The sequence below is a fragment of the Streptomyces sp. HUAS TT11 genome, from assembly GCF_051553595.1.
In the GTDB taxonomy this organism is placed as follows: Bacteria; Actinomycetota; Actinomycetes; order Streptomycetales; family Streptomycetaceae; genus Streptomyces.
Window position 1 is genome coordinate 84,912 of the sequence record NZ_CP196185.1, and the last position, 14,592, is coordinate 99,503.

Below are 14,592 nucleotides of genomic sequence, written 5' to 3' on the forward strand. Positions count from 1 at the left end.
TCGTGTGGTCCTCCGGATGACCACCAGAATTCAAGGGGGCCTCGAGGAGGCTGCTCGCCGCCCGGACCGGGGTGACATCTCCATCACGACGGTCATCATCTGGGTGGCTGCTGTCACCGGCGCGGTTCTGGTCGCGGGAACGATCGCCGTCGTGGTCACCAAGTACAACGGCAAGCTCAGCGGCCTGTGATGAATCGTCCCGAGCGGCTGAAAGGCTGGTGGCGGGGGCTGAGATGGCGGGATGACCGCGGGGACACGTCCATCCAGATGGCGATCATCTTCCCGTTCGTGCTGCTCGCCACGGTGACCGTCGTCCAGGCGTCCATGTGGTACTACGCCCGGCAGATCGCCCTGACCGCTGCCCGCGAGGGCGTCACGGCGGCCCGCGCCTACCAGTCGAGTCCGGCCGCTGGTGAGGCCCAGGCGCGTGGCGTGCTGGAGCGCACCGCGGGTGACAGTCTGCGCGGCTACAGCGTCTCCGTCAGCAGCGACGGACAGCGTGTGCGGGTCCAGGTGTCCGGCACAGCGCAGTCGATGATCCCTGGTGTGTCGGGCCTGCAGGTCAGCCAGTCGGCGTCCGGGCCGGTAGAGCGCTGGGTGAACCCGGGGAGTGAATGACGTGCGCGACATCGCCCGGTGGGCTCGCAGGCTTCGCCGCGATGAGGGCAGTGTCGCGATCGAGGCGGCCATCATCCTCCCGGCGCTGATCATGTTCTTGTGCATGGCGATCGCCGGGGGCAGGATCGTCACCTCCGGCGCGAAGATCGACTCTGCGGCCGAGGACGCAGCACGGGAAGCATCCGTCCACCGCACAGCGGCGGCCGCCCAGAGCGCCGCACAGTCGGCGGCAGCCGACTCCCTCAACGACCAGGGCATCACCTGCGCGTCGACCCACGTCACCATCGACACCGGCGGACTCAGCGTGCCGGTAGGGCAGGTCGGCACCGTGACCGTGACCGTGACCTGCACGGTCAACCTGTCCGACCTCCTCCTTCCGGGCGTGCCGGGAGCGAAAACGCTCACGTCGACGGCGACCTCGGTAGTGGACCAGTTCAGACAGCGGGGAAATTGATGATCTTGCCTCGGCTTCACCGGACCCAATGCAACGATCAGGGCGGGGTCACGGTCTTTGTCGCAGTGTGCGTCTTCGCGCTGATCGGCATCATCGGCCTGGCGGTGGACGGCGGCAGCAAGATGCGCGCCACCGAGCGCGCCGACTACGTCGCAGGCGAAGCCGCCCGGGCGGGCGGACAGGCCATCGACCCCGCCGACGCCATCACCGGCACCGCGATAGTCGTCGATCCGCAGGCGGCAGCCGCGGCCGCTCAGGCATACCTCAAGTCTGCCGACGCCACCGGCACCGTCAGCGTGTCCGGGGACGGCAAGACCCTCACCGTGACGGTCACCGGCTCGTACGACACGAAGTTCTTGTCAGTGGTCGGGATCGGCTCGCTGCCGGTGACCGGCCATGGCAAGGCCACCCTCCTGCATGGCGTCACCGCTCCGGAAGGAAGTTGATGCGCACCATCACCCGCTCCCCCGCTACAGCGGCCGGCCGTTCCCTGGCGGGGCTCCTCAAAGCCATCCTGAGCCTGCTCGTTCTGGCCGCTGCAGTCGTCGGGCTGCCGGTCTTGCTGGCGTGGGCGACGCCGGTCATCTGGTCGGCCACTCACGACGACCTCACTCATCTGCTGGACCGGCAGGACACCGGTGGGGCGTTTCTGCTGCTGCTCGTCGCAGTGGGGTGGATCGGATGGGCACAGTTCACGGTCTGTGCTGTACGCGAGCTGATCGCACAACTACGGGGCGGGACGTGGCACGCCCCTCGAGGGCTGGGCGCCTCGCAGCGCGCCGCGGCCCTGCTGATCGGCAGCATCCTGGTGCTGCTGCCCACGAGCTCCGCCCTGGCCTCCGATGCGCAGGCCGCCCCTCTCACGGCCGCCGCTCTCGCGTCCGGCCAGGCGGCCCAGTCTTCACAGTCCGCCGATCACGCCTCCCCCACGTCCGCGAGCACACCGGTCTCGCGTACGTACACGGTGCGCGAGACTCGGCCTGCGGACAGTCTGTGGGCCATCGCCGAGCGGGAGCTGGGGGACGGCGAGCGGTGGCGGGAGATCGCCGAACTCAACGAGGGCCAGACCATGGCCCACGGCACGGTCTTCCGCGCGAACAGCTTTCTGCAGCCCGGCTGGCAGCTTCGGATGCCCGGACCGGACGCGGCCGCAGCAGGGGCCCACGCGCAGCTGGCTGCGGGCACGCCCGCTGCCGCCGAGACCGGGGAGCACGTCGTCACCGTCCACTCGGGTGACTACCTGTCGAAGATCGCAGAGAAGGAACTCGGCGACGGCGACGCATGGCCCAAGCTGTTCCAGGCCAGCCAGGACGCCCCACAGCCGGACGGCCTACCCAAGATCACCAATCCAAACGTGATTTACGCCGGGCAGCAGGTCACGGTCCCCGAGGCGCAACCCGTTCAGCAGCCCCAGGACGACGCCCAGAGCGAGAAGTCGGATAGCCCGAGCACCACTACTCCCCCTGCCGCCGCCCCGAGTACCGACGACAAGCAGCAGACGGACGAAGGCACGGGCGCCGAAGCACCCGTGCCCAGCCAGACCACGCGGCCGGCAGCAGAGCCGCCTGCCCACAGCACACCGTCCGATCGCCCTGCCACTGAGCCCGAGTCGAGCCGACCTTCCGCGCCCGCGTCCCCACCAGCAGATCGCGGGGCCAGCACCTCTCCCTCAGCGCCGGCGTCGCAGCCGGCCGGTTCAGCTCCTTACTCCCCCGCCACCGCGGTGCCCGAGACCCCCGCAGCGACTCCGGTCAACAGCAGCCTTCTGAACCTGCGGATCGTGCTCGGTGCCGGCGCGCTGCTGGCGGCCGCCATCACCGGTGCCCTCGCGCTGCGCAGGACACTGCAACGCCGCCGTCGCCAGCCGGGCGAGAAGATCGCCATCGCGACGGAAACTTCGACGGCTGAGGCCCAGCTGGCGGCAGCCGCCGAGGCCGGCGGCGCTGTCCGCCTGGACGTGGCACTGCGGACTCTGGCTCAGCACGTCGCCCAGCAGCAGGAGGACGCGGTCCTGCCGCCGCTACGGGCAGCGAGGATCGGGGCCCGCGCGTTGGAGGTCCTTCCCGAGGACCTTGCCCTGGATCCGGTGACACCCTTCACCACAGGACAGGGTGGCTGGTGGAGCCTGCCCGCTGACGCCTTGCTTCTGGACGAAGAGGCGGCCCGGGACGTGCCGGCCCCCTATCCGGGCCTCGTCACCATCGGCAGCACCCAGGCGGGCGACCTTCTCCTCCTCAACCTAGCCGGACTGCCTGCGCTGCTCCTGGACGGCAACCCGGTCCACATCACCGAAGTGTGCACCTCGCTCGCCCTGGAACTCGGGATGAGCCCGTGGGCAGCCAACGTCGAAATCATGACCGTCGGCTTCGGCGAGGACCTGCCGCAGCTACTGCCCACCACCCGGATCGGCCACATGCGCCAAGCCGCGCACGCACTGCGCGATCTGAGCGAACGCCTGCTGGAAGCACACCAGATGCCCGAGACGCAGCAACAGCCGTACCTACTGCTGTGCGCCTCATCCTTGGACGAAGACACGGCCTGGCAGTTCGCCGACGTCATCGACCGTGCAGGGACGGTGCCAGTCACGCTGATCGCCCCGGCAGGCACGGCATCCGTTCACTTCCCCGAGGCGGAGATCCTCAACGCTTCGCTCGGCGACCCGCAAACCCTCGACTACGCCGGCACCGACATCACGGTGCAGCGCCTGGAGCACGCCGCCTACCTCCAGATCACCACGGCGCTGAAGGTGTCCGGGCAGGCATCCCACCCCGCCGAGGATCCCTGGCAGAAAGTCCCCGACGAACACGACAGCGTGCCGCGGACCGAGCGGACATCCCCGCAGGAGTACATCGTGCCCACCGCCACCGCTCCTTCGAGTCACACCGCAGCAGACGACGTGAGGGGTGAGGTCTTCCCGGCGCTGCTCGACGCCAGCACCCATCCGTCCGGACTCCGTCTCCTCTCTCCTGCTACCACGTCGGCCGACCATGCCGAGGAACGTGGCCCCGGCACCGTCACTCCGCCGGCTTCAGTACCCGCGCAAGCTGATGTCGATTCCCCCCAGGCAGCCGCCGCGAGGGCTAACGGAGCGGCGCGCACGGTCAAAGGGCCAGCAGCTCCGGGCCCTGGCGAGCGCGAAGCGCACGATCTGCACGCACCGGAGATCCGGGTCCTGGGCCCGGTTGAAGTGACGGGCGTGGACAGTACAGGCCACGGCCCGAGAATGGCCCAGCTCGCCGCCCTTCTGTACTTCCGGCCCGGTCGGAGTGCGGATGTCCTGTGCGCCGACATGGATCCCGTCAAACCCTGGTCGACGAGCACCCTCAACGCGCGGATGCAGGGCCTGCGTAGCTCTCTGGGGAGCGATCCGTCCGGCAATCCCTACGTGCCGCGCCGCAAGGCAGGTGAGGACCCCTACCGGCTCGCCGCCAGCGTCCGCTGCGACTGGACCCGCTTCCTGCAGCTCGTCGAACGCGCCCTGCCGCTAGGACCGTCCGGTCTGAGCGACTTGGAGAAGGCGCTAATGCTGGTGCGGGGTAAGCCGTTCGGCGGCCGACCGCTTCCCTGGGCCGAGCCCTACCAGCAGGAAATGACCACGCGAATCATCGATGTCGCACACACAGTGGCCACCTACCGCATGCCGCCAGGCCCTCAACACGATCTCAGCGCTGCACACCAGGCCGTCTCGACCGGTCTCGAGGTAGATGACACGGCAGAGCTGTTGTACCGGGACTGGATGAGACTTGAGGCCGCACGCGGCAACCGCTCGGGGCTACACACCGCGATCACCCGCGTGCAGCAGATCAACCGAGCACTGGATGTCTCACTCGAAATCGAGACCGAGCAACTCATCAACGAACTCCTCGGCAAGCACCCGCACACGCCGCAGGCTGAGGCGCTATGACCCCCAACGAGTCAGCGCGCGTCACGCTGCCCCGACTCAAAGGGCCGGACCCTTCGACTGCTGAGGAGGCCAGGCCGTCCGATCACTGGGATAGCACGACACCATCAGCCACGGCTCAGCCGCTCCCCGTGTTCACCCGCGCGCAGCGCATGCTGATCGGTGTGGTCGTGTCCGGAGCCGTCATCATCGCCGGGATCGGCTTCGCGGGCTCCTACAAGGCGGTCCGCGAGCTGGCCATCAAGAAGGGCTTCGGGAACTTCGCCTACGTCTTCCCGATCGGCATCGACGCGGGCATCCGCGTCCTGCTGGCCCTGGACCTGCTGCTGACCTGGATCCGCATCCCCTTCCCGCTCCTGCGCCAGACGGCGTGGCTGCTGACGGCGGCGACGATCGCGTTCAACGGCGCAGCGGCCTGGCCCAACCCGCTGGGTGTGGGCATGCACGCGGTGATCCCCGTGCTGTTCGTGGTCGCCGTCGAGGCGGCCCGCCACGCGATCGGCCGGATCGCGGACATCACGGCGGACAAGCACATGGAGGGCGTCCGCCCCACCCGCTGGCTGCTCCCCCCCATACCCACCCTCCTGCTCTGGCGCCGGATGAAACTGTGGGAGCTCCGCTCCTACGACCAGGTCATCAAGCTGGAACAGGAACGTCTCGTCTACCAGGCCCGCCTGCGCTCCCGCTTCGGCCGCGCCTGGCGCCGCAAGGCGCCGGTGGAGTCGCTCATGCCCCTGCGGCTGGCGAAGTACGGCGTCCCGCTGATGAACACCACCCCCGCCGACCTGGCGGCAGCCAGCATCAAGCCTGCCCAAGATCCGGACACTGCTCTATCGGCACTCACCCTGGCGCAGTCCCAACATCACGGGCTGACAACTGCTGCCGACCCCCCGCAAGCAGGGACACAGCTGTGGACCGACGACCTGTGGCCCGCGCAGCCCGCCTCGACTCCAGCACCCGATGGGTTATCACGCCCTCGGCGGACAAATACGGAGAACGCTGAGGAATTGGACGACGCCCACCTCGCTCACGCACGAAATCAACCCGCTCAGCACGACGCCGCATCGACTGCCTCCCTGTACGAGCAAGACCGAACCGTGGCGGCTGACGCCCCACCTGCGGCAGACAAGGACAACGAGACGCTCGTCGCGGCTTTCCAAGAAGGCACGACGAACACCGGCACCACATCGCCAGCTAAAAAGGCCACCATCGGTCCTGCGGTGCATGCACCACACAAGTCCGCCGCCGCGGAAGACTCCGGGCTGAAACTCTCCGACGCAGGCATACACGCCACAATTGAGAAGCGCCGCTCTCACGTGAAGGCCACCATCGGCGGGCACTCACCTCACACGTCGGTTGTAGGGAGGCACCTCACCCTCGTCGACCGCTACTACCTCGCGTGGAAGGAGTACCAGACACAGCACGGCGACGAACCAACCGCCCAGAAACTGTCCGCCTACCTCGCCGACAGTGGCATGCACGGCCGAGGCGGAAAGCCCGTAAGCCCCTCCACCCGGCGCCGCTACTTTCTGTCCTTCCGGCTCTACACGATCTGGGCCCAGCACCGGGTAGGCAACGCTACGCCGGCCTTGGACGCCGTCGCAGACGACTGCGCGGCCCATAGTGTCACCGCCCAGTACAACAAGCCCCTCACCATCCACGACATCAACGAGCACGTCGACGACTTCGAACGACGCTGGCGTTCCCTCACCCAGGGCCACGCCAATCCCGACGATTGATGCCGATCACCTACCCAATCCGTACACGCTCCGCAGCCAAAACGTCGACCGCCCCCTCAGAAAATGCTGCAGCATCCCTCCTTCAAACCGCTCTGCACAGCCAGCGCAGGATAGAAACTCTCACCCTCAACTCAGCTGTGAGAGATCACTCAAGAGAAGCAATCGACTTCACTCGTGCGTACTATTAGGACTCCGTTAGGTTGGGGTGGATCTTGCTGGTTGGTGTCTGGTCCGGGGTAGGGGCTGGTGGCAGGTGGTGCAGATGCCGGTCCAGCAGTTCAGCAGGTCTTGGAGTGCATCGAGGGTCTGGTAGAGGGTGAGGCCGGTGTGCCGGCTTTTGGGGCCAGCCGCTGTTCGGTGAGAAACGCGTGGGCAGCGGTGACGAGAGTGACGTGGTGGTGCCAGCCGGTCCAGGATCGGCCTTCGAAGTGGTCCAGGCCCAGGCCGTGCTTGAGTTCCCGGTAGTCGTGCTCGATCCGCCAGCGAATCTTCGCCAGGCGGACCAGTTCGGCCAGTGGCGTGTCAGCCGGCAGGTTGGACAGCCAGTAGTCGGTGGGCGCTTCGGCTTCCTCGGGCCATTCGACCAGCAGCGTCACTTCGGGCAGGACGCCATTCCACTGACCGTCGCGCGTGGCGGCGGCCTGGGCCAGGCGGCGGGCTCTGACCCCGGCGGGCCGCACACGCAGCGCCAGGAAGCGCGAGCGCATCGGCCCGCGAGAGCCTTCCCTCCAGGTGATGTCGGCGTACACCTGAACGTGGCCCCGGCAAGATTTCCGTGAAGCAGGGGCATGCCACCGTGCGCCGGTGACGCTCCGTCATGGATAGCGGCGTCGGAGCAGGGCCATGAGGATGACGCGGTGGCGGAGCAGCGGGACCCCCGCGCGTCCGGCCATGATCCGTTTCTGGAGCTTCAGATCGGTGATGCGGCCTTCGTTGACTCCCGAGTTGAACCGGGTGGTGATGCCCTGCACGACTGCGGGCTGGTCCTCGCGGATGGCTTTGGCCAGGCTGGCCAGGGCCGGGAGGTCGGCGGTCGTAAGTTGCTCCAGCCAGCCCGGCAGCGGGGCGGCGTCACGGGTGTCGAGCATGGCGGCGAACTGACGCACCAGGTCATGGGCGCGGTTCAGTTCTGGGCAGTGCTCGAACAGCCGCGGGAGTGCCTCGGCTGCGCGCAAGCTGCGGCGGGACGGCGCGGTCGTGATCCAGCGGGCGACTTCGCGGGGTGAGGGCGGCCGTTCGCGTGGCGTGTCGATGGGCAGGCCACGGCGTAGGGGTGCGACGGCCATTTTGATTCGCTGGTAGTGGCCGCGGTAGCCCTTGGCGGCGATCTCCTGGTGCAGCACGGTCGCGGTGTGCTCGCCTTCCTCCCACCGTTGGCGAAGGTAGTCGAGGTATGGATCGAGGCTGGTGGGTTGGCGGGGCCGGGGGCGCCGCACGGCATCCTGCCAGGTGGTGGCCCGGGCGTACTTGGCCACGGTGCGCCGGTTCAGGCCCAGCTCACGGGCTGCGGCGCTGAGCGAGCAGCCGGTGTCGGTCACTGCGTGCACCGCCTCGAACAGCCGCTTCGCGTGGCGCCGGGCTGGGGTGTCGGCCCGGTCGGACGGGCCGGCTCGGTTTGCTGGTGGCGGTGCCGGTTCGGGCTCGGGTACTGCCACGACAAGGCAGCTGCGGTGCGTGGCGGCGATATCCCCGATCCGCTTTGACAGCCCCTGCCACAGATGGAAGCGGTCGCTGACCTGCACCGCGTTGGGGGCGCCGTCGGTGATGCCCTGGCGGTAGACCAGCGAGCCGTCCCGGCAGACCACCTCAACACCGGGATGCGTCCGCAGCCAGGCGGCCAGCTGTTCGGCGTCGCGCCCGGCCCACAGCTCGACCGGCAACCGTGTGTCGGCGTCCACCAGCAGGGTTCCGTAGACGTCTGCATAGAGCGCGAAGTCGTCCACGCCCAGCACCCGCGGGGTCGCTGCCGGCGGAAGCGGCACGCGCATCAAGTGGAACAGCACGCTGGTCCGCGACAGCGGCACCTTCAGGATCTGCAGCAGCCGGGCGCCGCCACGGCCGGCCAGCAGCACCCCGGCCATCTCCACGAGGTGCTGCAGTAGCGGGCTGCGACGCTGATAGCGCACCGTCAGCCCCTCGACCTGCTCGGCAAACGTCCGTCGACCGCAGCCTGGGCTGCCACAGAACAACCGCCGCACCGACAGCACTATCAGCACCGGGCGCCCGCCAGCAGCAACATCGGCCAGCATGCGGTCATAGCGACTGTGCACCCGCGCCGAACCGCGACCGCAGTCCGGGCACGCCACCGTCAACTCTCGGGTGCAGGCAGCGATGCGGACAACGCCGCCCGCCACCCACACGCGCTCCACCCGCACCGCGTCCAGGTGCGGAGACAAGATCCGTACGAGGTCATCACACTCGCTGACAGTGTCACTATCCGTGACGGAGCGTCACCGGCGCACGGCGGCATGCCCCTGCTTCACGGAAATCTTGCCGGGGCCAGAGAAGTCCGTACGCCGACAGGTGACCTCATTGAATGCCTGCCGTCCACGGCTGGTGGCCAGGGCGGCCACCGGGGACGGCTTGTCGCGGTAGCGGGGCTCCGGCCGGCGGCCAAGGCCGGACCAGGGCGGGGCAACGGGTGCCGCGTGGTGCGGGTGGGCGGTCACATCCGAGCGGATGGCCACCACGTAGGCGATGTCCCGGCCGGCCAGCCCGGCACGGAAGTCCGCGTTCTGCCCGTAGCCGGCGTCGGCCACCACCACCGGCGGCACCAGGCCCCAAGTGGCCAGCTCATCCAGGGTGTCCAACGCCAGGCGCCACTTCTCACGGTGCCCCATCTCCTCGGGCACCTGGCAGCGGCGTCGGCGGTCGACGTCGCTGTCCCACTCCTTGGGCAGGAACAGCCGCCACTGCAGCGGGACGGAGGCGGTGTCGGTGACCGCGTGCACGCTCACCGCGACTTGGCAGTTGGCCTGCTTGCCCAGCGCACCGCAGTACTGGGGAGCAACCCCGACCGACATCCTTCCGTCTTTGGGGAACGACACGTCATCGACCGCCCAGGCGTCCGGGCCGATCAGCGGCACCAGCCGCTGCGCGATCCGCCGGCGCACCGGCACCGGATCCCACGTGGACTGGTTCACGAACTGCTGCAGGTTCTGCTCATTGCCGTCCGGTAGTCGCGAGGCCATGGCCTGGATCGACTTGCGGCGACCGTCCACCATCAGTCCTCGCAGATAGCAGTCGCTCTTGGCCCTCTGATCCTTGCGCGGCACCGAGGCGAATACATCAGCCACGAATAACGCCAACGTCGCCCGAACACGATTCACTTCATGTGCATCCACACACCCACCATGCCGCTAACCACGACCACACGAAAGACCTAACGGAGTCCTATTAGGGGTTGTTGTCGCAGGGCTTTTGGGTCTGCACTCGGCTGCCACAGCCGCCGCCCGCACAGCCACGCAGGCCACGGCGGGGCGCGATCCGGGTCCCTATTTCGGGATCAGCGCGCAACGGGTCTGCGTCATCGCCCTCGATACGAAGACCACGGCCGTGCAGCCAGGGCCCCTGCCCACGGACCACCCCGTCCTGCCATTCAACCTGACCGGCGAGGAGACCTGGCTATGGGATCCGGCACGAGTCGGCGCCGCCGAGCGTCTGGCAGATATGGCGCTGCGTGTGCCAACCAGCCAGGTCACGACCCGTCCCGCAGCCCAGGGGGCCCGTAGCTGCCCTTCGCCCTGAAATCGGACAGCGGACAGCGGACACTAGTTACGGCAAGGACGCCGGGCTGCTGTGAAGCAGCCAGGAGCCAGCCCGCGGGTCTTCCAGGTATGCAGCTCAGTTCGTTGAAACTGCTGCCAGATACAACTGAGCAGACGGCTCAACCTGTTCTCCCACCACTCCCCCGCGATCACTGCCACGACAATGCTCGGGATGTCTCCGAGGTGAAGCGCCATTACGGCACGGCGTACATGAACTCCTTGCCGCCGTGCTCTGGAGCAGGGCGCACGGGTTGTTCGCCTGGGCTGCAACGATCCACGCGTCTGCCCTCTTCAAAAGGGGCAGGCCTCGACTTCCAGTGGCTCCAGGGGACTCGTGGACAGGGTGGCGTCTCGTCTCTCCACAGATGCATAGGCCGGGACCATCAGGTCCCGGCGTCGCTCATCTTCAACCACCTGACACGGTTCGAACGACGTGGCAGTGTCCTCTGTGACCGTCAACCACCAAACCACCACGGGCAAGGACAATGCGGCGCATGCGGAGCAGGGCGAATTCTCAGACGAAATCCATTCGGAGCGTTGACCTGCCCCCGTGGAGAGGAGCGGCTCCGTGGAACGCAACATGGACGACACCGCATCCAGGCGCCTGAACCAGGCCGGCCGTCGTCTCCTGTTCGACACTCGCCACGAGGTGAAGATTGCGGAGACGCTGCTCGCTCAGCGCCGACGTCTCGACCGCGCCCGTCGCGCAGCTCTGGGCGCTCTGACCGTGGCCATCCTCACCGCCGTCTGCGGAACAGTCCTCACGTGGCAGTCCTCGCGTTTCCTGCAGGGGGACATTATCTGCGGAGCGGTGGTGGCGCTCTGCGTTGCTGGGCTTCTGATCGTGAATGACAGATCGCTCGGCAAGCGCGCGGACATCGAGGCGGACCTGGAGCAGAAACGAGAGTCGCTGCGTCGGCTCAACGCCCACGAGCATCCGTCGCTGCCAGAACGACGTTTGTTGTATAGGGAAGACGTCGCCGGGGTCATCGAGCATTACCAGACGGACAGTCGAAGGTACCGCCGCGTCCACAACATTTTACAATCACTCATCATGGTCGGCTCCGCGCTCACCACGGCCATCGCAGCTCTGGACACGGGAAGAGAGCTGACCTGGCAGAGCGTTACGCTCACCGGCGTCAGCTTTGCCATCACTCTGGCCGCGGCGTTCACGGGCTACTACAAGTACCGGGAGCGCAGTTACTTCCTCCAGCAAACCGCTGATGACATCGAGAAGGAAGCCAACGCAGTCGCCCTCGGAGTCGGCCCCTACAGCGAGTTCGGGCCCGCCCAGGAACAGGACGCCTTGAAGCTGTTCACCCAGCGCGTTGAGGATCTTCGTAACGAGCAACGCCGCCGCCAGCAGCAGCTAGACCAGCCCACCGAACAGGCACCACCCGCCACGGCACCGTCGGCCTGACCGGGTGGAAGAGCGTCGCTGCAACCTTTCCGAAATCTGCTTCTCAATGCTCAACCTCGACCTCCAATCCCATGCAATAGAACCACTGGGCCGGTAGGTAGCATCTCAGCCCTCGGCGCCCTCCAATCCTTCTTGTCAGCAGGCCTCACATTGCATAGCAGTAGCCATCTGCGACTGCATATCCGATCAATAAAAAAGAGCGTGGACCACTTCATACACCACCGGATACACGGGCATAACAATGAAAAACCAGCCAAGCGCAAGGACCATCTGATTTCGACCTCTTGCGCCCTCCTCGCGTCCGCTCGCAAAGAATCCCCTGAGTCCTCGAAAATTGGCGACGATCGCAGCCCCGAGCAGAAAAAACGGCATCGCGACAAGGATCGAGTAAAGAATTTCCATATTGAACACGTCCGCCCGGCAGTAAAGTCTATCGGAAGGACGCACCCTCCTATTATTCCCTCGTTTTATGGCGTCCAGCTGGGGCCCGATCTGGGGATGAGCATGACGCCGGGGAGTACGGGGTCCGTCAGATCACTGATCGCGTGGAGGATTAGCACGGTTCGACTGGACAGAGCGACACTAAGTATAAATATTGACAATGAATGTCAAGAGCGAAGCAATAGATGCGACAATCAGGACCCGCGGGCGAGGCGATTTTTTTCGACGCCCGCAAAGGTCAATAATAATCAAAGCGCATATCAGCCCCATCAGAACCCCAAAAGAAAAGCTGCCGTAATTCACGATGTTCTCTTTTTCACTCAGTGTTCGGTTGCCCGAAATGGAACACAGGTCGACATCGCAAGGTCAGGACGGTACATCATAGATGGCGGAGTCCACGGTGTGATCCGGGGCTGTGAGCTCATCCGCTAGCTATGCATCCGATCCGGTGCGGGGATGTCGCTGTGGGTCGCGAAACGGCGAGTTGTCACTTGGCCAACGACGGTGATCTACGCTGATTGGGAACGGATTACGCAACCGCGAACGCCATGACCCCGCAGATAAGGGCGCAGGCGGTACAAACATCCGCGATCCAGGCGATCGTGTAACCCTTGACAATCAGACCGCTACCGCCTGCAGGAAATGCACGCCGTAGCTGAGAATTGATTCGATCCACTGCCCGGTCAGTCGTTCCAACGAAGTTGTCTATCACTGAGCCGCCAAAGGCGGTAGAGCGAATCTCGGAACCATCTATGGTCGTAATGGTCAACGTTCCGTCACTATCGATGCTCTTAATCAGGCGAAGTGGGACGGAATGGGTTATTAGTGGATTCACGACACGGATTTCTGCGCCTGTGAGGATGATGCGGGAGCCCATGATGCGCCTAACGAGGGAGACTCCGGCCAAGCAGACCGCCATCACCCCAAGGCCGTCTGCGTTGAGACCATGGGACATCTCAGCGCCGCTTCTGAAGGTAATCAGAACCAGCAGCAGCGTAAATAGCCACGAGATAACAGGAAAGGAACGGCGCTGCAATCTTTCCGAACACTTCCTCTTCAACGCTCAACCTCTGACTCTAATCACACAAGATAAGCGGTGGGCGGCACCTCAGTCCTCGATGCCGCCCTCCACTCCTTTATGCCACAGGCCCCTGAATGCGTGGCAGTAGCCATACTAGGCCGTGCATCTGATTAACAAAAAAGAGCCCGGGCCACTTCATAGAAAATTGGTGACGATCGCAGTCCCGAGCAGAACGAACTGCACTGCAACGAAGATCGCGTAAAGAACTTCCATATTGAACGTGTCCGCCCGACGATAAAGCCCGCGCTCAAGGATACGGGGTGGCCGGTCGGTGAAACATTCATTGCTGCATGGCCCGGCCACCGGATCACAGCGACTCAGGGGACCGACCGGGTTGCGGGGCCCATCGAGACCACTTGGTAGCTCACGTCAATTACCGGTGAAAGCCATCCAGATTGCACCTGCAACCGATAGGGCGACGCATAGGACAAGAGACGCGTCAGCAGCAGGGCATCGCGTCCAGCGGACTTGTGGAGCGAGGGCCTTTGATTCGCTCTCCGCGCCAGCCGATCCCAGCCATGCGCTGATCCTCCGTTGTGCCTCTGCGCTCGAACCCTTAAAGTGATCGATCAGAGATCCTCCGAAGGCAAATACCGGGACTATTCGATCTTTATCGAGATGGACCTCAAGCGTGCCGTCATCGCCCACGGAGACGCCGTGGATAGCCGCCTTCGGAAGGCTATGACTACGCACAGGATTCACTAATGTGAGCATATTCTCGCGCAAGATCACCTTGCAGTTTGCGACTCTTCCAGTAATCCCTGCGAGCGCCAAATATATGGGTACCCCTTGCCAACCTGTCCGGAATCCATTCACCGAGGTGACCTTGTAAACCGCTGCAAGCATGCCAATTCCCAGAACTAGAATAACTACCCCGGAGATCGCCATCCAGGAGCCCCGTCGCAGCACAACCGAATTCATTGCAACTTGCCTCACTATCTCCTAGCTCCGACGGATGCAGCCCCGCAGGACGCAGATCGAGACTCTGATCGGTCAGCTACGGCACGTCTTTTGGGTTGCAGAGCCGAAACATGCGGGGTCCCACTGACAAGACCGATCGCCTTCCGCTTGTAAGGGCGGAGGCACGGTGCCGATACGGGGCAGGACAACACGCCCCGTTCTTGCATCGGGTCGCCGTCTGTTACGGCCTTGAGATGAGCTACCTGCTCAC

General features: G+C 65.5%; 9 protein-coding genes and 3 pseudogenes. 7 read left to right on the plus strand and 5 right to left on the minus strand.

What is annotated here, in order from left to right:
- Window positions 1–16 precede the first annotated feature (16 nt).
- The 6 genes and pseudogenes from ACSHXN_RS44145 to ACSHXN_RS44170 all read left to right on the plus strand — a co-directional run.
- On the plus strand, window positions 17–190 hold the full coding sequence (locus ACSHXN_RS44145; protein ID WP_438306625.1) for a hypothetical protein: 174 nt from the start codon (window positions 17–19) through the stop codon (window positions 188–190).
- On the plus strand, window positions 190–618 hold the full coding sequence (locus tag ACSHXN_RS44150; protein WP_438306626.1) for a TadE/TadG family type IV pilus assembly protein: 429 nt from the start codon (window positions 190–192) through the stop codon (window positions 616–618). Before ACSHXN_RS44145 ends, ACSHXN_RS44150 begins: the two co-directional genes overlap by 1 nt.
- A gap of 10 nt (window positions 619–628) precedes the next feature.
- A complete protein-coding gene (locus ACSHXN_RS44155; RefSeq protein ID WP_438306881.1) occupies window positions 629–1,072 on the plus strand; it encodes a TadE/TadG family type IV pilus assembly protein in 444 nt (147 codons plus the stop codon).
- Window positions 1,072–1,518: a TadE/TadG family type IV pilus assembly protein gene (locus tag ACSHXN_RS44160; protein ID WP_438306627.1), complete on the plus strand. Its 447-nt coding sequence runs from the start codon at window positions 1,072–1,074 to the stop codon at window positions 1,516–1,518. Before ACSHXN_RS44155 ends, ACSHXN_RS44160 begins: the two co-directional genes overlap by 1 nt.
- On the plus strand, window positions 1,518–4,976 hold the full coding sequence (locus ACSHXN_RS44165; protein ID WP_438306628.1) for a LysM peptidoglycan-binding domain-containing protein: 3,459 nt from the start codon (window positions 1,518–1,520) through the stop codon (window positions 4,974–4,976). Before ACSHXN_RS44160 ends, ACSHXN_RS44165 begins: the two co-directional genes overlap by 1 nt.
- 149 nt (window positions 4,977–5,125) lie before the next feature.
- A pseudogene (locus tag ACSHXN_RS44170) lies at window positions 5,126–5,794 on the plus strand (DUF2637 domain-containing protein); the annotation flags it as partial.
- A gap of 1,196 nt (window positions 5,795–6,990) precedes the next feature.
- Here the strand turns inward: ACSHXN_RS44170 and ACSHXN_RS44175 are convergent.
- The 3 genes and pseudogenes from ACSHXN_RS44175 to ACSHXN_RS44185 all read right to left on the minus strand — a co-directional run.
- Window positions 6,991–7,449: pseudogene (locus tag ACSHXN_RS44175) on the minus strand (transposase); the annotation flags it as partial.
- A 78-nt stretch (window positions 7,450–7,527) separates the two neighbouring features.
- Window positions 7,528–9,087 carry an ISL3 family transposase gene (locus tag ACSHXN_RS44180; RefSeq protein ID WP_438306882.1) on the minus strand — a complete coding sequence of 520 codons (1,560 nt, stop codon included), beginning with the start codon at window positions 9,085–9,087 and terminating at the stop codon, window positions 7,528–7,530.
- Between the two features lie 141 nt (window positions 9,088–9,228).
- Window positions 9,229–10,056 (minus strand): annotated as a pseudogene (locus ACSHXN_RS44185) (IS701 family transposase); the annotation flags it as partial.
- A 991-nt stretch (window positions 10,057–11,047) separates the two neighbouring features.
- Between ACSHXN_RS44185 and ACSHXN_RS44190 the strand changes: the two are divergent.
- Complete coding sequence (locus ACSHXN_RS44190) at window positions 11,048–11,899, plus strand: DUF4231 domain-containing protein (RefSeq protein WP_438306629.1); 852 nt, start codon at window positions 11,048–11,050, stop codon at window positions 11,897–11,899.
- A 186-nt stretch (window positions 11,900–12,085) separates the two neighbouring features.
- Here the strand turns inward: ACSHXN_RS44190 and ACSHXN_RS44195 are convergent, their stop codons facing one another.
- Together ACSHXN_RS44195 and ACSHXN_RS44200 are read right to left on the minus strand one after the other, a co-directional pair.
- Window positions 12,086–12,346 (minus strand): hypothetical protein, encoded by a 261-nt coding sequence (locus tag ACSHXN_RS44195; RefSeq protein ID WP_438306630.1) that lies wholly within the window; start codon window positions 12,344–12,346, stop codon window positions 12,086–12,088.
- A 1,444-nt stretch (window positions 12,347–13,790) separates the two neighbouring features.
- Window positions 13,791–14,342 (minus strand): PH domain-containing protein, encoded by a 552-nt coding sequence (locus tag ACSHXN_RS44200; protein WP_438306631.1) that lies wholly within the window; start codon window positions 14,340–14,342, stop codon window positions 13,791–13,793.
- Window positions 14,343–14,592: the final 250 nt, after the last annotated feature.

Bases quoted from the DNA above. Each gene is read 5' to 3' on its own strand.
- ACSHXN_RS44145 (WP_438306625.1), top strand. From the start codon at position 17: ATGACCACCAGAATTCAAGGGGGCCTCGAGGAGGCTGCTCGCCGCCCG.
- ACSHXN_RS44150 (WP_438306626.1), top strand. From the start codon at position 190: ATGAATCGTCCCGAGCGGCTGAAAGGCTGGTGGCGGGGGCTGAGATGG.
- ACSHXN_RS44160 (WP_438306627.1), top strand. From the start codon at position 1,072: ATGATCTTGCCTCGGCTTCACCGGACCCAATGCAACGATCAGGGCGGG.
- ACSHXN_RS44165 (WP_438306628.1), top strand. From the start codon at position 1,518: ATGCGCACCATCACCCGCTCCCCCGCTACAGCGGCCGGCCGTTCCCTG.
- ACSHXN_RS44200 (WP_438306631.1), bottom strand. From the start codon at position 14,342: ATGAATTCGGTTGTGCTGCGACGGGGCTCCTGGATGGCGATCTCCGGG.